The organism is Bacteroidia bacterium (assembly GCA_020852255.1).
GTDB lineage: Bacteria > Bacteroidota > Bacteroidia > JADZBD01 > JADZBD01 > JADZBD01.
Genome location: JADZBD010000004.1, coordinates 60,462 through 78,727, shown reverse-complemented (window position 1 = coordinate 78,727; position 18,266 = coordinate 60,462). Strand labels below are relative to the sequence as shown.

At 47.5% G+C, this 18,266-nt stretch carries 17 protein-coding genes; 9 read left to right on the top strand and 8 right to left on the bottom strand.

The features are described 5' to 3' along the window. Positions 1–10: 10 nt before the first annotated feature. On the bottom strand, positions 11–1,159 hold the full coding sequence (locus tag IT233_03890) for a hypothetical protein (protein ID MCC7301764.1): 1,149 nt from the start codon (positions 1,157–1,159) through the stop codon (positions 11–13). Positions 1,160–1,242: 83 nt separating this feature from the next. Between IT233_03890 and IT233_03885 the strand changes: the two genes are divergently transcribed. After that, entirely contained in the window at positions 1,243–2,436 is a 1,194-nt protein-coding gene (locus IT233_03885) for a phosphoglycerate kinase (GenBank protein ID MCC7301763.1), read from the top strand. Here the strand turns inward: IT233_03885 and IT233_03880 are convergent. Next, complete coding sequence (locus tag IT233_03880; protein ID MCC7301762.1) at positions 2,423–2,971, bottom strand: CvpA family protein; 549 nt, start codon at positions 2,969–2,971, stop codon at positions 2,423–2,425. The two genes, IT233_03885 and IT233_03880, sit on opposite strands and share 14 nt — an antisense overlap. Before the next feature lie 42 nt (positions 2,972–3,013). On the opposite strand from IT233_03880, the gene IT233_03875 reads away from it, so the two are divergent. Next, positions 3,014–3,355, top strand: a complete 342-nt coding sequence (locus IT233_03875; GenBank protein ID MCC7301761.1) for a hypothetical protein — start codon at positions 3,014–3,016, stop codon at positions 3,353–3,355. On the opposite strand, the gene IT233_03870 is transcribed toward IT233_03875, so the two are convergent. Beyond that, positions 3,352–3,708, bottom strand: coding sequence for a hypothetical protein (locus IT233_03870; GenBank protein ID MCC7301760.1), 357 nt, complete (start codon positions 3,706–3,708; stop codon positions 3,352–3,354). The genes IT233_03875 and IT233_03870 overlap by 4 nt on opposite strands. 71 nt (positions 3,709–3,779) lie before the next feature. Here IT233_03870 and IT233_03865 point away from each other — a divergent pair, with 71 nt between their 5' ends. Further along, a complete protein-coding gene (locus IT233_03865) occupies positions 3,780–4,661 on the top strand; it encodes a peptidylprolyl isomerase (GenBank protein MCC7301759.1) in 882 nt (293 codons plus the stop codon). Between the two features lie 9 nt (positions 4,662–4,670). Then, positions 4,671–5,684: a phenylalanine--tRNA ligase subunit alpha gene (pheS, locus tag IT233_03860; GenBank protein ID MCC7301758.1), complete on the top strand. Its 1,014-nt coding sequence runs from the start codon at positions 4,671–4,673 to the stop codon at positions 5,682–5,684. Between the two features lie 66 nt (positions 5,685–5,750). Here pheS and IT233_03855 read toward each other — a convergent pair whose 3' ends face one another. Beyond that, positions 5,751–6,698, bottom strand: coding sequence for a T9SS type A sorting domain-containing protein (locus IT233_03855; protein MCC7301757.1), 948 nt, complete (start codon positions 6,696–6,698; stop codon positions 5,751–5,753). A 183-nt stretch (positions 6,699–6,881) separates the two neighbouring features. Between IT233_03855 and IT233_03850 the strand changes: the two genes are divergently transcribed. The 3 genes from IT233_03850 (at position 6,882) to IT233_03840 (ending at position 10,596) form a co-directional block, all read left to right on the top strand. Beyond that, a complete protein-coding gene (locus IT233_03850; protein ID MCC7301756.1) occupies positions 6,882–9,131 on the top strand; it encodes a CotH kinase family protein in 2,250 nt (749 codons plus the stop codon). 29 nt (positions 9,132–9,160) lie between these two features. Further along, entirely contained in the window at positions 9,161–10,174 is a 1,014-nt protein-coding gene (gene lpxD, locus IT233_03845; GenBank protein ID MCC7301755.1) for a UDP-3-O-(3-hydroxymyristoyl)glucosamine N-acyltransferase, read from the top strand. Positions 10,175–10,260: 86 nt separating this feature from the next. After that, entirely contained in the window at positions 10,261–10,596 is a 336-nt protein-coding gene (locus tag IT233_03840; GenBank protein MCC7301754.1) for a hypothetical protein, read from the top strand. Positions 10,597–10,622: 26 nt separating this feature from the next. On the opposite strand, the gene IT233_03835 is transcribed toward IT233_03840, so the two are convergent. Then, entirely contained in the window at positions 10,623–12,491 is a 1,869-nt protein-coding gene (locus IT233_03835) for an ABC-F family ATP-binding cassette domain-containing protein (protein ID MCC7301753.1), read from the bottom strand. Positions 12,492–12,542: 51 nt separating this feature from the next. Between IT233_03835 and IT233_03830 the strand changes: the two genes are divergently transcribed. Next, positions 12,543–13,403 (top strand): T9SS type A sorting domain-containing protein, encoded by an 861-nt coding sequence (locus IT233_03830; GenBank protein ID MCC7301752.1) that lies wholly within the window; start codon positions 12,543–12,545, stop codon positions 13,401–13,403. Here the strand turns inward: IT233_03830 and ttcA are convergent. Further along, positions 13,393–14,175, bottom strand: a complete 783-nt coding sequence (gene ttcA, locus IT233_03825; GenBank protein ID MCC7301751.1) for a tRNA 2-thiocytidine(32) synthetase TtcA — start codon at positions 14,173–14,175, stop codon at positions 13,393–13,395. The genes IT233_03830 and ttcA overlap by 11 nt on opposite strands. Positions 14,176–14,274: 99 nt before the next feature. Here ttcA and IT233_03820 point away from each other — a divergent pair, with 99 nt between their 5' ends. Beyond that, entirely contained in the window at positions 14,275–15,384 is a 1,110-nt protein-coding gene (locus IT233_03820) for a T9SS type A sorting domain-containing protein (protein ID MCC7301750.1), read from the top strand. 25 nt (positions 15,385–15,409) lie between these two features. Here IT233_03820 and IT233_03815 read toward each other — a convergent pair whose 3' ends face one another. Further along, positions 15,410–16,837 (bottom strand): tetratricopeptide repeat protein, encoded by a 1,428-nt coding sequence (locus tag IT233_03815; GenBank protein ID MCC7301749.1) that lies wholly within the window; start codon positions 16,835–16,837, stop codon positions 15,410–15,412. Beyond that, complete coding sequence (locus tag IT233_03810; GenBank protein ID MCC7301748.1) at positions 16,834–18,249, bottom strand: tetratricopeptide repeat protein; 1,416 nt, start codon at positions 18,247–18,249, stop codon at positions 16,834–16,836. The genes IT233_03815 and IT233_03810 overlap by 4 nt, the downstream gene beginning before the upstream one ends. Positions 18,250–18,266: the final 17 nt, after the last annotated feature.

Genomic DNA, 18,266 nt, shown 5'->3' with positions numbered 1-18,266 from the left:
CAGGCATGCCTTAGGCCTTGATTTTAGTTCCCGGGTCGGGAACTTTTAGCAGGTCGCGCAGCCGGAGCGACAGGTCAGTAAGGAGGATTTTGGCGTTGGCATTCCATTCCAGTTGTACGGCTGCTTCATTCAGGTCTTCCATCATTTTCCGGCAATTCCCTTTATGGATAAAGGCGGAAAATTTCCGTAGAAAATCCATTTCTTCTCCGCTCAGGTGAACGAGCTTTTCATCGCCGTAATTCAGTACAAGAGACTCACGTATCATGTGAAGTGAGTACACGAGGAATCCCTTTAATGATTCCCTGCTAAATTCAGATCCCCGGAGAACCCATTTCTGAATTCCAGGTACGTCACCCTTGTAACAGAGCCGCATCCAGTCGCGGAAGCGGGCAAACGGGTTGTCTTCGCCTGCATTTCCTTCTGAGGCAATGAATAGAGCATCGCGAAGGTTTCCGGCAGCAAGGCGTGAAATATTTTCTGCTTCCTTTTCGGAAAGCGAGGTGCGTGTCAGCAGGTAGTTTTTAACTTCTTCATCCGGAAGGCGGTCACCCTTAATGCTTTGTGTGCGGGATACGATGGTGCGCAGCAATTGTTCTTCATGTTCTGTTACCAGCAGAAAAAGCGTTGATTCCGGAGGTTCTTCCAGGAGCTTCAGCAGTTTATTAGCAGCCTGCGTGTTCATTTTCTCCGGAAGCCAGATTACCTGGATCTTATACCGGCCTGCAAAACTTTTCAGCGAAAGTTTACGCAGAATATTTTCGCTTTCCTTTACCGGAATAATTCCCTGTTTATTCTCGCCGTCGAGGAGCTCCATCCAGTCATGGTATGCCATGTAGGGTTGGGCAAGTACCGCATCCCTGAATTCCCTGAGCAGAGCGTCGCAATCCGGAAATTCCTTTTTAACGGAAAACGGAAAGGAAAGATGCAGATCGGGATGTGCCAGCTTTGAAGTCATCCGGCAGGAAGCACACTCACCGCAGGAGTCATTGACGTCCGGACGTTCACACAAGAGATATGAAGCGAATGCGAGCGCCAGTGGAAGCATACCGCTCCCTTCTGGTCCCTGGAATAATTGTGCATGGGCAATGCGCTCCGACCCTGCCGATCGGCGGAGAATCTGTTTGAGTTCTTCCTGTCCTGTTACATCCCGAAAACGCATTTTCAAAGATACATTTCCCTGAAATAGATCAGCTTCTTTTTGCCAATACTTTTGATACTTTTGCCCGACCAAGACCAAGACCAATGATTACCGTTGACCATTTTAACTTCGGCGGGAAGAAAGCACTGATCCGCGTGGATTTCAATGTACCCCTGAATGAAAAGTTCGAAGTAACCGACGACACCCGTATTCGCGCTGCTGTTCCCACGATCCGTAAGATTCTGGCTGACGGGGGAAGTGCCATCCTTATGTCGCACCTGGGCCGGCCCAAAAACGGGCCGGAGGAGAAATATTCTCTTAAACATATTGTGAATGCTGCTGCTCGTTTGCTGGGTGCGAATGTAACCTTTGTGGCTGATTGCACAGGTGAAGTGGCAAGGAAAGCGGCCGGCGCAATGAAGGCAGGAGAGGTGCTGTTGCTTGAGAACCTACGTTTTCATAAGGAGGAGGAAAAGGGCGACGAAACCTTCGCACGGGAACTCTCAGCGTTGGGAGATATTTACGTGAACGATGCCTTCGGTACGGCGCACCGGGCGCATGCCAGTACCGCAGTGATTGCGAAGTTTTTCCCCGGTCGCAAATGTTTCGGCTACGTCATGAACGGGGAGATCAGTTCTATCGCACATGTGTTGAATGGAAACGCAAAGCCCTTCACTGCTGTTATGGGAGGGGCAAAAGTATCGGATAAAATCCTGATCCTTGAGCAACTCATGACCAAGGCGGATCACATTATCATCGGCGGCGGAATGGCATTCACCTTTGCAAAAGCCATGGGAGGCAATATAGGAAAATCGCTTGTGGAGGACGATCGCCTTGATACGGCAAGGGAGATCCTGAACCGGGCCAAAGAAAAAGGTGTTCACATTCACCTGCCTGTGGATGCTGTGTGTGCCGACAAATTCTCGAACGACGCAGCAGTGAAAACGTTTCCGGTACTGAATATCCCAGAAGGATGGATGGGGCTGGATATAGGTCCTGAGAGTATCCTTCAGTTTGCATCGGCAATTGCTGCATCTAAAACTATTTTATGGAACGGACCGATGGGCGTTTTTGAAATGAGTGCATTTGAAAGCGGAACGAGAAGCATGGCGGACGCAATTGTAAAAGCTACCGCCGGAGGAGCCTACTCACTTATCGGCGGCGGAGATTCCGTGGCGGCCGTTAATAAATACGGGTTGGGGAAGCAAGTGAGCTATGTTTCCACAGGCGGGGGGGCACTATTGGAATATATTGAATCGGGTTCCCTTCCTGGAATTGACGCGGTTACGGCGGAGTAACCGGCACGTTCACCCGGAGCGTATCAGGCATCACCGGAATATACCGGGTTATCTCTGTTTCTTTTAACCCCGGGATAACAGCAGGAGCAACTTTCGAAATGGGTTCATACAGCAGTGATCCCTGCTTTGTTTCAAGATTTATCATGGGATAACTGCGCTCAACTGCTTCAAAAATGAATATGAAAAGGGAAATAATGAGTGCGAATTTCAGCATCCCGAATACAGCTCCAAAGAGTTTATTGATCACACTGAGTCCGCCGGACTTTGCGGTTCGTTCCGCCATTTTCGCAACAAAAAACACCAGCACCAGCACGCCGAGAAACAAAACGGCAAAAGCTATGAGGGGCAGGTATTCAGTTACGGCTCCGAATTTCGCGCTGAGCAATCCCGTTAGCCAGTCGCAGAAATGTATTGCTACCCAAACCGCGAGAAAGAATGCAGCCAGCGTAGCGGCTTCTACAATCAGCCCGCGGGTGATGCCTTTGTAAAGTCCCCATAGCAGAGGAACAACGAAAAGAATATCAAGATAATTCACGACGGAAAATTAGGGCAAATTCCTTTTGTAACTTAGCGGGGCATGAGCGAAAACTTAACAGACCACTGGACCCTTCTTGTTGAAAAGTTGAACCTCCGGTTCAACGCGGACCTCGATCTGAATGGCATTCTCTTCCTGATAGGAGTGCAGGAAATGGGCGCAGCACAGCGCACCCTCAGCAAGGAGGAGAAGATGGATATGCTACACGTTGCTACATGCCGGATTCTTGCGAAGTACGGATATTATGAACTGGAGAAGGTGGATCAGGACGGCTGGCCTCACTATAAAACGAAAAAGAAATTGCCCCGGCTATCACCGGGGCAGCAATCTGATTTATTAAAAAAGGCTGTTCTTGATTACTTCAGGGAACGAGATCCGTCTTAGATCTGAAATGATTTCTCTACTGTTTCTCCCTCCTCCAGTTTGATTACACCAGTAGCTCCTCCGGCAGGAGAAGTAATGGTGACATCCAGTACGGCAGGGTAGCGGAATACATGGTTCGTTTTCCCGGAACCATCCGTGATCTGTGTGTCTTCCTGTAATGTGCCTGTCTGCTGACAACTGTTACAATCCAGCTTAACCGTGGCACCCACCACCGGTTGCCCTGTAGAAGCATACACAACTGTTATAACGGCCGTACAGTCTGTCTCACGTAAACACCCGATGTTGGCCGTGGCAAATAGCAACAGAAGACCGGAAAGAGTCAGCGTGCGGAAGGATGTAAAGATATTTTTCATGATCCTTTGTATTATTCTAATGTCCTGTAAATGTTAGCTTTGTACAACAAATTTAATAAAATTAACCGGTAATGAACAAGCTGCTTAAGCTTCTGCTCTATATGACGCTTCTGGCCGGGCCAGGTTGCCGCACAAGGCAGGATTTAAAAACACCTGTAAGTAACCCTCAACCCATTGTAAATGAAATTGTTATAAATGACGGAGAGGCGCTTGTTCTCATCAAAACAACCAAGGGTGATATTAAGATCAGGTTGTTTAAGGAAACCCCTTTTCACCGGGATAATTTTATTAAGCTGGTGGAGAAGGGACATTACGACAGTCTGCTTTTTCATCGTGTGATCCGTAATTTTGTTGCCCAGGCCGGTGATCCCGTATCGAAAAATGCAAAACCCGGAGTGCTGCTGGGAGACGGGGATGTGGGATACACAGTGCCGGCAGAAATTCTTCCGCAGCTATATCATAAACGAGGCGCGGTGGGAGCAGCGAGGGAGAGCGACTTTATCAGCCCGAACCGGGAGTCCTCAGGCTGTCAGTTCTACATTGTGATCGGAAAAACGTGGAACGATAGTTTATTGGGTGTACAGAGCAAACGCAATGATCGTTTTCTGGCAACCAATAATATTATCCGTGATCCGGCGAACAAACTTTTTGTTGAGCGATATAAAAAGAACATGAGCATTCCTGACAGTATGAAGGCGCTGAATGCGGAACTGGAGAAACTCATAGCGGAGGAGTTGAAACAGATTCCTCCCCACATGTATACGACGGAGCAGAAGAAGTTTTACCAGACGCTTGGAGGAACCCCGCACCTGGACGGATCCTATACAGTTTTCGGAGAAGTGGTAGAGGGAATGGAGATCGTGGATCTCATGGCGCAGGCCGCAACGGACGATAACAACCGGCCGCTGACCGATATCCGTATCCTGAAGGCGGAAATTCTTAAGAAACCGTAGTTTTGTCCCATGCTTGAACGCATTAAAGAGCTGATGTCTGAAGTGGATAACTTCCGGGTGGAATCCAAAGAGCACCTGGAAGAATTTCGCCTGAAGATGCTGAGCCGCAAAGGAAAATTGTCGCAGCTCTTCGATGAGTTTAAACATGTATCGCCGGAACTTAAACGTGAAGTGGGAGTGAAGCTGAACGACCTGAAGAACAAGGCGCAGGAGAAACTCAACCAATGGAAGGAGAAGTTTGATACACAGGGAGGCGAAGAAGGAAAGGAGCATGATCTCACTCTTCCTGGAGAGCCTCGTGAAACCGGAACCCGCCATCCCATCTCACTGATCCGGGAAGAGATCATTCGCATTTTTTCGCGCATTGGTTTTAATGTTTCCGAAGGACCCGAGATCGAAGACGATTGGCATAATTTTTCCGCACTGAATTTCCCGGAAGATCACCCCGCGCGCGATATGCAGGATACCTTTTTCATTGAGAAGGATATTGCTCTGAGAACCCACACCTCTTCAGTGCAGGTGCGGGTAATGGAAAAGCAAAAGCCACCCATTCGCACGATCTCTCCCGGAAGAGTTTTTCGTAATGAGGCCATTTCCGCGCGAGCCCATTGTTTCTTTCATCAGGTGGAAGGATTGTATGTAGATAAGAATGTTTCTTTCGCCGACCTCAAACAAACCTTGCTCTTCTTTTCACGCGAGATGTTCGGTGCTGAGACCAGGATTCGGTTGCGTCCCAGTTTTTTCCCGTTTACCGAACCCAGTGCGGAAATGGACATCTCCTGTCCTTTCTGTGGTGGGAAGGGATGCAACATCTGTAAACACAGCGGTTGGGTGGAGATCCTTGGATGTGGGATGGTTGATCCGGCAGTACTGGAGAATTGTAGGATTGATCCAGCCGTTTATTCGGGTTATGCTTTCGGAATGGGTATTGAGCGCATTACGATGTTGAAGTACCGAGTGAACGACCTGCGTCTGTTTTCCGAGAATGACATCCGCTTCCTGCGGCAGTTTCCATTGCTTTAGAAGTAAAAAGCGCAATAAAAAACCCCGGCGGATGAGGCCGGGGTTGATACATAAAGAGAGAAGGGATCAACGGATCATGATCTTGCGAACCAAACGCTGTCCTTCAGTGTAAAGTTCAACAAAGTAAATCCCCAAGGGAGCGTTTACGCTCAGGATATTGCCGTTCCTGTTGAAAGAAATCTCTTTACCAACAAGATCATAAACACCTTTCACCTCAAAGTTGCCTGCATTTTCCACATAAATTTCGTTTCCTGCGGCGAATACATTCACATGTGACAGATCTGTCTGAATCATTCCGATAGTAGACATGCCGGATACGCTGATGTCATCCACAGCAAAGGAAGGATCATTTCCCAGCCCATCATCGTTATTCACCCAACGGAATCCGATCTTCACGTTCGGATTGTTGTTGGCGGAAGCGGGAAGATTAATAGTTATCGTAGTCCACTGTCCCATCGGTACACAATTTCCAAGTGTGGTTTTTGCAAGTGCATTCTGCTGTGCCCAGGAAGAGCCGTTGTAATACCAGAATGTCGCATCATCGTTCGTGGTTTCTCCGTTCTCATAGTAGAGAAATGTAACGCTTATCCCTGTACGGTTGGTGCAATTGATCGTGGGCGATTCTGCACGGCGGTCAGTAGTGGAACAAATTCCCATACCGCAGAAAAGCCCTGTGAGATAGGTTGAGGTGGTATCCGCACCGATATTAATTACGTTGGGAATGGATACTGCCGGATTGCCTACATGAAGTGTGGGATTGGTGTTGCTGGTAAGCAAACAGGACGATGCGCATTGGTTCACCGCCGTTCCTCCGGCTGTAGCGCTTACAAACCACTGGTTTGCATAAGTCTGGTTTGTTCCGTTGGTAAGGGTCCAGGCTCCGTTACTTCCGGTATAGGAAGTAACAATCGTTCCCCGGTTGCAGCCGGATCCGAAGTTTTCTGTCCAGAAGGAGGTCTGCGCGGAAAGCCCCGCACAGGCAAGAACGGTAAGTGTTGTAAAGAGTTTTCTCATTGGTTTAGGTTTAGATGCTGGTAAAAAGCAAAGATACTGAGATTGAGGGGAATTTTAGACGAAGCCGGCCGGCTTTTACTACCCGGAAGGGTATGCGAGATTATTATATATGGCTGATTATCACGCTGTAAGAAGAAACATGGAATTGAAGCGTAATAGTTAAATTTGGGTAAACGAAAGCGAATGCTGCGGATCTTCTCCTTGTTATCCTTGTTTGCTGGTATTTTGCCGGCAGGGGCGCAAACCACATTTTATGATCTCAACAATGTGCAGGATATCCGCATCTATTTTGGATTCAGCAACTGGGATTACCGGATGGATACGGCTAAGGCGGGTGCCGAAGGATATATCATAGCAGATTCAGTGGTGGTGAACGGAACTCGTTTTGATTCCTGCGGGGTAAAATACAAAGGCAACAGCTCGTATAATTCAAATAACAATAAAAACCCTTTACATATAGAGCTGAATTCTGTTTTATCACAAAACTACCAGGGCATCCAGGATATTAAGCTGAACAATTGTTACCGCGACCCTTCCATCGTCCGTGAGGTGTTGTCCTATGACATTCTGAAAAATTATATGCACTGCCCGAGGGCTAATTTTGCCCAGGTATATATCAATGGAGGATTACGGGGAGTGTATGTGAATGCTGAAGCGGTAAACAAAGACTGGGTGAGCGATCATTTTTATGTTTCCGGGAATACCATCGTAAAGTGCAACCCGCAGCAGGTTTCCAGTACCTCAGGACCCAATCTGAAATATCTTGGATCCGACAGCACGCTCTATTATCCCTATTATGAACTCAAATCCTCTTATGCCTGGAAGGATCTGACGCGTTTGTGCGATACGCTGCAGAATAACGCGGCTAACATGCATAAGAACCTGGATGTAGACCGGGCGATCTGGATGCTGGCCTTTAGTAATCTGCTGGTTCATCTCGACAGTTACAGCGGAGCCTTTGCCCAGAATTATTACCTGGTGAGGGATAATAACGGCCGGATGAATTCTGTGGTGTGGGATCTGAATATGGCCTTCGGGGTTTTTTCAAATACGGGAAGCGGAAGCTTGTCTCCCACCCAGATGCAAACCATGAATCACCTCCTGCACAGCACCAATTCCAACAGGCCCCTGATCCAGAAAATTCTTCAGAACCCGAAGTATAAGAGAATGTACATCGCGCATATGCGGACGCTGAATAATGAGAATTTCGTGAATAACTCCTATTACACTACGGGTCAAACGCTACAGGGAATCATTGGACCATATTATACCAATGATCCTTATAAATTCTATACCTATAACGACTTTATTAATAACCTGACCACAACTATCACGTCTTTTCCTTCGTCCATTCCCGGTATCTCCTGGCTGATGAATGCCCGTTCATCTTATATCAGCGGCCTGGCAGATTTTTCTGCTGTACCGCCTTCTATCAGCAACATTAATTATTCTCCCGGAGCACCGGCCTCCAATGATACGGTTTGGATTACCGCTTCGCTGAATAATCCCACCTATGCGCACCTGGGTTACAGGTATGCTACACCGGACAAATTCACTTACGTGAATATGATGGATGATGGGTTACACCAGGATGGTGCCGCCAATGATGGTATTTATGGTGCCTTTGTGATGGCACAGGGTGGGGAGATACAGTATTATATTTATGCTGAAAACAACACGGCCGGTTTGTTCTCTCCGGAACGGGCGGAACACAATTGGCACACCATACTGATCACCGTACCCGCCGCTTTGCCCGGACAAGTTACGATCAATGAATTCATGAGCCAGAACGTAACCTACACTACGGATCCCGATGGTGATTATGAGGACTGGGTTGAATTGTATAATAACACTCCTTCGAATATTGGGCTCGACGGACTATATATGACGGATATCTTTACTACGCCTGCCAAGTGGGCTTTTCCTGTGAATGCAGTGATTCCTGCCGGTGGCTACCTTATTATCTGGTGCGATGAGGAAGGAAACGAGCAGGGACTACATGCGAATTTCAAACTCATGTCGTCCGGGGAACAGCTGATGCTTTCCTATGCCAGCGGAACGATCATTGATTCCCTTTCATTCGGTAATCTTGTTGCGGATGTTTCATTTCATCGCTGTCCGAACGGCAACGGACCTTTCAGCATATCCACATCGCCCACTATTGGTACTTCCAACTGTTCGGTAGGAATAGCGGAGACCGGCGAGAATACTTTAATACAGGTCTTTCCAAATCCCGCGCAGTCGCATGTGACCTTTATTGCCGGAAAAGAATTTCAGGTGCTGGAGATCCTCAATGTTTCGGGAGAGCAGATGAATGTTATCCGGTCAGGAAAAATGAATTCTGCCTCGCTGGACATTTCGGGACTTCCCGACGGACTCTATTTTATCAGAACAGATACCGGGATCAGTCGCCGGCTGATGATCGTGCGCTGAATACCGTTTAAAAGCGCTACCTTTAATACATGGAATTCACTGCGAAACAAATCGCTGAACTCGTTGACGGTACCGTGGAGGGCGATCATGGGGTAAAGATATCAGGAGTGGCAAAAATTGAAGAAGGGAGGCCGGGAACCATCTCGTTTTTGGCGAATCCCCTCTACAACCAGTACCTGTATTCAACCAAAGCCTCCCTGGTGATTGTCGCTAAAGCCTATGAGCTAACCGGTCCTGTTTCCTGTACGCTGGTAAGGGTAGAAAGCCCGGAATCTGCTTTTGCGAAGCTTCTGGAAGTGTATTCGCAGATCAAACTGAATAAGAAGGGTATTTCTCCGAAAGCACATATTGCCGGTAGCGCCAAAACGGGTAAGGATCTCTATGCGGGTGAATTCGCCGTAATTAGCGACGGAGCGGTCATAGGTAACAACGTGAAAATTTATCCCAACACCTATATAGGAGAGGGAGTACATATAGGCGACAACACTACGATTTTTTCCGGGGTACAGATTTATGCTGATTGTGTGGTTGGGAAGAACTGCATTATTCATTCCGGGACCGTGATCGGAAGTGACGGTTTCCGCTTTGCTCTCGGCGAACAGAAAAAAATTCCCCAGATCGGTAATGTGATTATTGAAGATGATGTTGAGATCGGGGCCAACTGTGCCATTGACCGGGCTACCCTGGGGTCCACCATTCTGCGCAAGGGAGTCAAGTTTGATAACCTGATCCATATTGCCCACAACGTAGAGGTGGGAGAGAATACTTTTATCGCTGCTGCAGGTGTGATCGCGGGATCCACCAAGATCGGGAAGAACTGTATGTTCAGCGGACAGGTGGGTATTGTTGGCCATTTGAAAGTGGCCGATAATACCGTTATCGCCGCCCAGTCGGGTATTTCAAAGAGCATAAATAAGCCGGGAGAGGCGTTCATGGGATCGCCCGCATTTGAGGTAACCCGGTACCGTAAGTCCTATATCCATTTCAGGAACCTGGATGACCTGGTTAAGCGGGTAGAGGTGCTGGAAAAGAAAAACGGGTAAATCAGAATATTTCTCGGGTGTAACATTTCAGGGGGGGTATACGTCCTATGGGTGTGAATGAGTTAAACATCCCAAAAATCAATACCATGAAAACACTAATGTCACTGCTGCTGGCCATATCTTTTAGCCTGGTTTCCTATGCCGGCGGCGAAGGAAAACTCGGAAGTAAGGCGATTCGCATGAGCGATCAGATCCTTAAGAAGCTCTCTGGTGAACGCTATGATCTGGAAACCGGAAAAACAGCAGCTACGGTTCTTTTCCGGGTAAATGAAAAAGACCTGATTGAAATTCTGGAGATCCAGGGCGGAGATAAGGATTTTAATGCGCAGATAATGGAACGGCTGAACGGAAAAAGGGTGATTCCTTCCGATGTATCCCGCGATCATGTATATACCGTGCGAATCATCTATTCAAAGATGTAAGGGAACATCCCCCGGATCGGAGAAGGTCAGGCGGTGCGGTCTGCAAGTTCAAGCCAGCGGAGTTGCTGGCGGTCCAGCGCCTCACTGATCTTCCCGATCTCAGCTGATAACTTCTGCAGTTCGGCATGATCCGTGATTCCGGAGCCGAGCCTAACTTCCAGCTCTTTTCTTTTCTGCTCCAGCACCGGCATTTCCTTTTCGAGTGTTTCCATCTCGAATTTTTCTTTGTAGGACAAACCTTTTTTAGTCGCTGGCACCGCTCTTTTTTCTTTTTCCAAAACCGGTGTCGTCCGTTCTTCCTTTTTTTCCCTCGCCCGCCATTCAGAATAGGTACCGTTGAAATGAGTGATCCGGCCTTCTCCTTCCATGATAAAAAGTGTATCGCAGAGTTTATCCATAAAGTACCGGTCGTGAGAAACGATCATCAGGCATCCATTGTAATCTGAAAGAAAGTTTTCCAGCGTACTCAGGGTCGCCAGATCCAGATCATTGGTTGGTTCATCCAGTATCAGGAAGTTCGGATTCTTCATAAGCACTGTAAGCAGGTACAGCCTTTTCTTTTCTCCTCCGCTGAGCTTGGAAACGAATGTGTACTGCATTTCGGGAGAGAATAAAAAGTGTTGTAAAAGCTGGGAAGCAGTCAGGGAGCTGCCGTCGGCCATTGGAATGTGGTCAGCTACGTCTTTCACCACCTCAATAACGCGCTTTTCCTCCTTCAGCACCATCCCCTTCTGAGAGTAATAGCCGAACGTGATGGTTTCCCCTACACTGACCGTGCCGGTGTCCGGTGTTTCGCTACCGGTGATGAGATTCAGGAGAGTGGTTTTCCCTACACCGTTCTTTCCCACAATACCGATACGCTCTCCTTTTTTGAATACATGGTCGAATCCGGCCAGCACCTTTTTGTCACCGAATGCTTTCGTCACGCTTTTCAACTCCAGGATCTTTCCCCCGATGCGGGTCATTTTTACGCTGAGCGCCAGTTCTTCTTCCTCTTTATACTCTGCCAGCCGTTCTTCCAGTTCTCCGAAAGCGTTAATGCGAGAGCGTGATTTCGTGGTTCTGGCCCGCGGAGATTTGCGGATCCATTCAAGTTCCCTCCGGTATAGGTTCTCCGCTTTGGCACGTGCGGATGCTTCGTTGCTCTCACGCTCTGCTTTTTTCTGAATGAAATATTCATAGTTGCCATCGTAGCGGTACAGCTGTCCACGGTCCAGTTCCAGGATGGCGGTACATACATTGTCCAGAAAATAGCGGTCGTGGGTAACAACCAGCAGGGAAACATCGTTTCTCCTGAAGTACTCTTCCAGCCATTCGATCATTTCCAGATCAAGATGGTTGGTCGGTTCATCCATAATAAGCAACTCCGGTTCCTCGAGCAACACTCTAGCCAGTGCGAGCCGTTTTTGTTCTCCTCCTGAAAGCGAAGCCGCCGGCTGATCGAGCTGCAGAAGTTTCAGATGCGATAAAACCTGCTTCACACGCGCTTCGTAATCCCAGGCATTGGCTGATTCCATTTCATTGAGTGCAGATTCCAGCAGTGTGCTGTTCTTATCGGAGGGATCCGCTTCGTGTAGCGCCAGGGCTTTCTCATAAGCGCTCACTACACGGTGCAAAGCATTATCCGAACGGAACAGGGCATCATACGCACTGCACTGTGCGGGGAAAACGGGATCCTGTTCCAAAAAGGAGACCTTCAGATTGTTCCGGAAAACCACTTTGCCCCGGTCGGCCGTTTCCTTTCCCTGAAGGATCTTCAGCAAGGTTGTTTTTCCGGCCCCGTTTCTGGCTACCATAGCAATACGTTCCCCGCTCTCAACGCCAAAGCTTATATCCTCGAAGAGGATCTTTTCGCTCATATTCCTGTAAAGCTTTTCTACCGACAGAAGGTTCATAAGGAGGGCAAAGGTAATTGTTGTATATTAGATGTCGCAAAACGTTCCAGTATGAAAGTGATCTTTACATCTTTTTTCCTTCTGGGTATGGCCCCTACGTTTGGACAGACCGTTGGACCGGCCGCTCCTACCATCACAGAGAACCGGCCACCCTGTTCCTGCTACCCCGGTGAATACTATGCTACTATCCAGAATGCGAATGCCAGTGATGATCAGTGTGTGAACGCGGTACTGGAGCTGCGCCCTGATTGTCAGAACGATAGTTGTTTTTATACCCGCTATTTTTATGCACATGGTTTCGGTTTCAGCATCCCCCTGAACGCACTCATCACCGGCATAACAGTGGAGGTGGAGCGCAGCGCCGATATTCCCGGCATTGCATCCGACTCTGTCATGCGGTTGGTTCCCATGAATTGGGCTGTGGTGGGAAATAATTATGCAGTTCCCAACGTATTTGGCAGCACGGATTCAGTGGTTACTTACGGTGGTGCAACCGATCTCTGGGGTTATCCTTTTACAGTAAATGAGGTGAACAGCCCGGATTTCGGTCTGGCCTATATTATTAAAAATAACTCCTCGGCACTTTCGCCCACCATTTGTATAGATCATATTCAGTTACGGGTAGATTATACGCTCACCACGGGAGAATGCTGCACCCAGTATGCGTCGCCATTCGGATTTTCCGTGGCGGTGACGCCGGATAAAATTCAGGTCAACTCCGGAAGTCTCGTTCCCGGCACGTCTCTAAAAGTCAGCCTTATGAGTACGGGCGGCAGCAAGGTATGGTCATCGGGGTGGAAAGGAAACGGTAGTCTGGAGATTTTCTCGGGCGGAATGCCGGCAGGAACTTATCTTGTGGTGATCGAGGGAGCGGAGCGGCCTTACGTGCAGAAGATAGTGCTCAGCCGCTGATCATTTCTTTCAGTTTTTCAAAATCATACCTGGAACTGTCATAGAGATGTGATGAGTGAACGTTCATCAACGCAGTCATCATCACTTCTTTCCTGTCCGGATATTCCTCTTCCCATTCCTGCATCATTTTCTTTACCACTTTGCGTTGCAGGTTTTCCTGTGAACCGCAAAGATTACAGGGAATAATGGGAAATTGTTGTTGTGCAGCATAAGCGATAATCTCCTCTTCCTTACAATAAGCCAATGGACGAATGACCACGTGTTTTCCGTCATCTGTCCGGTATTTTGCCGGCATGGCTTCCAGTTTTCCGGAGAAGAACAGATTCAGGAAGAATGTTTCGAGGACATCTTCACGGTGATGTCCAAGTGCAATCTTGGTAGCACCCATTTCTTCTGCAGCGGAATAAAGTGTTCCGCGCCGTAGCCGGGAACAGAGGCTGCACATGGTTTTTCCTTCAGGTATTTTTTCTCTGACTATGGAATAGGTATCGCGTTCCAGGATCCGGAAGGATACTTTCTTTTGACGGAGATATTCCGGAAGAATATGAGCCGGAAAGCCGGGTTGTTTCTGATCCAGATTTACGGCCACAATTTCAAAGGAGTGTTTCATGACCAGCTGCATATGCAGGATCATGTCAAGCAGGGTGAAACTATCTTTTCCACCGGAGAGGCATACCATCACTTTGTCGCTTGGAGAAATGAGGGAAAAGGTTTCCTGTGCCTCCCAAACGGCTTTTCGCAGCTTTCGCGTGATGAGATCCGGTTGATTCATACCACAAAGGTACAAACCATGAAAGAATCAAAGGAAAAGGAGTACCTTTGAAAAAAAAGTCCCGTTATGAAAGTGCTATCCATTCTTACATCCCTGTTTATGTCAGCATCTGTATTAGCCCAGGGGTCCTGGGTTGCGCGGAGTAACTTTGCCGGAGCTGCCCGTGAAAAGGCTGCCGGATTTTCTATTGGCACCAAAGGGTATATCATGGGTGGGAATGTTTCCGGGAATGAGTTGTGGGAGTGGGATCAGACCCTGGATAGCTGGACACAACGCGCTAACTGCCCGGTCTCAAAATATTTTCATGTGGCTTTTGCTATTGGCACCAAAGGATATGTTACCACCGGCTCTGCACCTGATACTTATGAGTGGGATCAAAGCACCAATACCTGGACAGTGAAGGCACCTTACGGCGGGCCGTCTTGTACGGGAGCACAAGCGTTTGTGATCGGAAGTCTGGCATATGTGGGAATGGGTAATGCGGGTGGAAACGACTTTTGGGAGTATAATTCTGTAACAGATAGCTGGACGCAGCGGCAGAATTTCGGAGGTGCTGCTTCGCATTGGGGTGTTGGATTTTCTATTGGCACCAAAGGATATTATGGAACAGGATTCGATGGAAACTTAAACCGTCAGGATTTCTGGGAGTGGGATCAGGCAACTAACATCTGGACCCAGCGTGCAAATTTCTTTGATGCCAGGAGGGCAGCGGTAGGGTTTGCTTTAGCAGGGAAAGGATATATCGGAACGGGATATCCGAACACATACATGAACGACTGGTGGGAATATGATCCTGCAGGGAATACCTGGACACAGGTAGCCAATTTTGGCGGTCCTCCCAGTTGTTGTCAGGCAACTTTCGTGATCGGAAATAAGGGTTATGTAGGAACAGGATACGCGAACGGAGGCTCTCAGATGTTCTGGGAATATACGCCTGGGCCATCCGCACTGAATGAATTATCAGGCCTGCAGGTTAATATTTTCCCTAACCCCATGGAAACAGAGGCGCTATTCACCTTCTCACAGCCTTTGAAGAATGGTCTTCTATCCGTGTATAGTTCCGATGGACGTAAGCTCACTGAAGAAATCATTCCTTCAGGTGCAACCCACTTCACCTTGTACCGTAAAGATGTTCCTTCAGGTATTTACCTCTGTAAGATCATGGAAGGAAACAAGGAAGTGGCCCTTAAAAGGGTGGTGGTGCAGTAAGTATTTCTTTTTCTGAACCCGTTATTCAGGATTTCGTTCTGCTTATGTGCCTGGATATATTCTTTTCCGTAGGCATCAGGCTCTGCTGTATCCTCCTGGCATAACGAATGCTGTCCAATATCTCCCTTTGTTTTTCTTCAATGATCTCCTTTTGCTCCTGAAGCATTTTATTGTTTCTTTGCTGTTGCCGGAAACTTCGGAAAACAAAAATGGCCAAAGCAATACCTAATCCTACCCCTCCCAGCATCATGTTCCGCTCAAGACTGCGTTTCTTATTTTCGGCCACTGCTACTTCGGCATCTGCTTTTTTAGCTGTTAAAGCCTTGTTCTTCTTTTCCGTCTCATATTTGACCTGCATCTCGTTCCCGATGCGCAGATTTTCTGCATTATAAATGGAATCTTTCAGAATAGTATACTGCTGATGCAGGGTGAAAGCCTTCTCGTGATCGCCCCACTTGTAATATAATTCGGAGAGTGCGCGATAGGCATCTTTCAGCAACTCCCGGAAGCCGGAATGCTCCCCGAGTGAAATAGCCCGTTCATAGTGCACGATGGCCTCTTTATCATCTCCACGTTCCATCAGCTGATCTCCAACATTCACGCGGATCAGGGTTTCCGTGTAGGTATCTCCGAGTTCTATGGCAATTTTTAACGCCTCCCGGATAATGATCAATGCGGAATCCCTTTTTCCCAAATGCACATACATCTCACTGATATTATTCAAATCCATCATCACCTCATCCGGCATGTTGAATTCCCTGTCTAACTCCAGACTTTTTTGAAAGTACTGGAGGGCAAGAAGGTAGTTTCCGCTTTCATAATAGATTCTTCCGATATTCGTGTAATTAGTGGCTAACTGATCACGCAGACCAAGCTTGGCCCGGGTTTCTAAGCTTCGTTCAAAATACAATAGTGCTTCCTTATATTTCTTTTGCTCCAGAAAGATTAATCCGATGTTGTTCAGTGTGCTCGAAACAGCTTTTTGATCATTCAGCTCTTCTTTGATACGCAGGCTCTGTTGATATTGCTTCAAGGCAGTGGTATAATCTCCTTTCATCCGGGCCACTTCTCCCAGATTGTTGAATGCCCAGGATTCTTCCAGCCTGAATTTATGTGTTTGGCATAATGCCAGCGACTGCATGTAAAAGCTGACTGCTTGTTTAAAATCACCCTTCCTCCTGTAATATTCTCCCAAGCCGTTCAGGAAGATGGCTTCCCGCTTTAGCAACCCGGCTTTCCGGGAAAGGGTAAGTCCCTGCTCAAGAAAGTATTTAGCCTTTTCAGGTTCAGAATTCACCGTTAACCGATACAGCCTTCTGAAAATATCTGCCTTATTGCTGTCAACCTGTTCCGTTTCCAGTCTTTTTAACAGACTATCTGTTCTATGTTCGTTGTTGCTGTAGCAGCAGAACACATGAGCAATCATGATCAACAACAGACCCAAACGTTTCATGGTTTCAGCCGTTTTAAAGTTTGGAACATGTAGTGCTCATTTGGCAGAAGAGAGCGCTGGATCTTCCGGGCATAGTAAATGCTGTCGAGAATGTCGCGCTGCTTTTCTTCAATAATATGTTTTTGTTCTGCCATAATCCGGTGTACCCGTTTTTTCTTTATGTAGCTGTTCGCAATATAGATGGTGAAAGCTAATAGTACGAGCAACCCTCCAAGGAGTGCATTCCGTTGAAGGGTGTTGCTGGCACTTTCGGCTTCTGCTTTTTTTATTTCCGCATTCTTTTTTATGATTTCCTTGTCCTTTTTGGCCGTTTCAAACCGTGTTTCCATTTCGCTGACCTGCCGGCTGTTCTCCTCGTTCAGTACGGTATCGTTTGTCAGCGAAAAGAGCTTGTGCATATCGTACGCCGCTTTAAACTTGCCCTGTTTGGCCAATACCTCAGCCATAAACTGGTAATTGTAGGCAACAGAGGAGCGAAGTTTATTCCGCAGGGCAATAGATTGTGACAACTGGCAATAATAGATGGCAGAATCCAGATTTCCCTTCTTTCGGTGGAGTATTGCAAAATTGGTATACAGAGAGATCAGTTGGGTGGAGTCACCATACGACTCATTAGCTTTCAGGGCTTTTCGGGTATATTCTTCCGAAACCTTGTAATCACCATTATTCATGTAGATCTGAGCCAGATTCGAATAGCAGGTCAGGATGGCGTCCGTATAACCGGATTTTTCAGCCATGCTCAAAGAGCGGAGGTAGCAATCCAGTGCCTTATTCTTTTCATTCAGGTCGTCATAGATGATGGCCATGTTATTCCAGGTATGGATCAACCCGAGTGTATCTCCGCCCTTTTCATGGATTGCATAAGAGCGTTTAAAGTAGTCCAGGGCTTTCACGAATTCTTTACGGTAATAGTAGAGATTCCCAATACTGTTATAAGTGATGGCCATCCCGGTCAGGAAACCGATCTCTTCAAAATAGCGCTGGGCCTTTTGATAATATTCCAGTGCAACGGAAGAATTACCTTCATCGTCATAGATATTTCCCAGGTTGTTGTAGGAGGCACCTAATCCTTTTTTATCTCCGATGATTAAACGAATGTCCAGTGCTTCCTCGTGGTATTTACGGGCGCTGTCGTAATTGCCATGGTAATAAAAAGTACTCCCGATGTAATTCAATGCCCAGGCCTGATTTTTGAGGTCCTCCAGATCGGTCGCAAGTTCCAGGGCTTTCTTGCCATACCAAAGTCCGGAATCGTGGAAAATGGACGAATGTGTTTTGCTGAGTTGAAGCAGCGCTTTCAGACGTACAGAATCTGTGCCTCCTTTGATCTGCCGGTACAGAGAATCCGGTATGGTTTGGGAAAAGAGAAGGGGGGAAGAAAGAAAAAGAAACAGAAGTACCCGGAACGGCATAGCATCCCAAAGGTACA

Bases quoted from the DNA above. Each gene is read 5' to 3' on its own strand.
- IT233_03890 (MCC7301764.1), bottom strand. From the start codon at position 1,159: ATGCGTTTTCGGGATGTAACAGGACAGGAAGAACTCAAACAGATTCTC.
- IT233_03885 (MCC7301763.1), top strand. From the start codon at position 1,243: ATGATTACCGTTGACCATTTTAACTTCGGCGGGAAGAAAGCACTGATC.
- IT233_03875 (MCC7301761.1), top strand. From the start codon at position 3,014: ATGAGCGAAAACTTAACAGACCACTGGACCCTTCTTGTTGAAAAGTTG.
- IT233_03870 (MCC7301760.1), bottom strand. From the start codon at position 3,708: ATGAAAAATATCTTTACATCCTTCCGCACGCTGACTCTTTCCGGTCTT.
- IT233_03865 (MCC7301759.1), top strand. From the start codon at position 3,780: ATGAACAAGCTGCTTAAGCTTCTGCTCTATATGACGCTTCTGGCCGGG.
- pheS (MCC7301758.1), top strand. From the start codon at position 4,671: ATGCTTGAACGCATTAAAGAGCTGATGTCTGAAGTGGATAACTTCCGG.
- IT233_03855 (MCC7301757.1), bottom strand. From the start codon at position 6,698: ATGAGAAAACTCTTTACAACACTTACCGTTCTTGCCTGTGCGGGGCTT.
- IT233_03850 (MCC7301756.1), top strand. From the start codon at position 6,882: ATGCTGCGGATCTTCTCCTTGTTATCCTTGTTTGCTGGTATTTTGCCG.
- lpxD (MCC7301755.1), top strand. From the start codon at position 9,161: ATGGAATTCACTGCGAAACAAATCGCTGAACTCGTTGACGGTACCGTG.
- IT233_03840 (MCC7301754.1), top strand. From the start codon at position 10,261: ATGAAAACACTAATGTCACTGCTGCTGGCCATATCTTTTAGCCTGGTT.
- IT233_03835 (MCC7301753.1), bottom strand. From the start codon at position 12,491: ATGAACCTTCTGTCGGTAGAAAAGCTTTACAGGAATATGAGCGAAAAG.
- IT233_03830 (MCC7301752.1), top strand. From the start codon at position 12,543: ATGAAAGTGATCTTTACATCTTTTTTCCTTCTGGGTATGGCCCCTACG.
- ttcA (MCC7301751.1), bottom strand. From the start codon at position 14,175: ATGAATCAACCGGATCTCATCACGCGAAAGCTGCGAAAAGCCGTTTGG.
- IT233_03820 (MCC7301750.1), top strand. From the start codon at position 14,275: ATGTCAGCATCTGTATTAGCCCAGGGGTCCTGGGTTGCGCGGAGTAAC.
- IT233_03815 (MCC7301749.1), bottom strand. From the start codon at position 16,837: ATGAAACGTTTGGGTCTGTTGTTGATCATGATTGCTCATGTGTTCTGC.
- IT233_03810 (MCC7301748.1), bottom strand. From the start codon at position 18,249: ATGCCGTTCCGGGTACTTCTGTTTCTTTTTCTTTCTTCCCCCCTTCTC.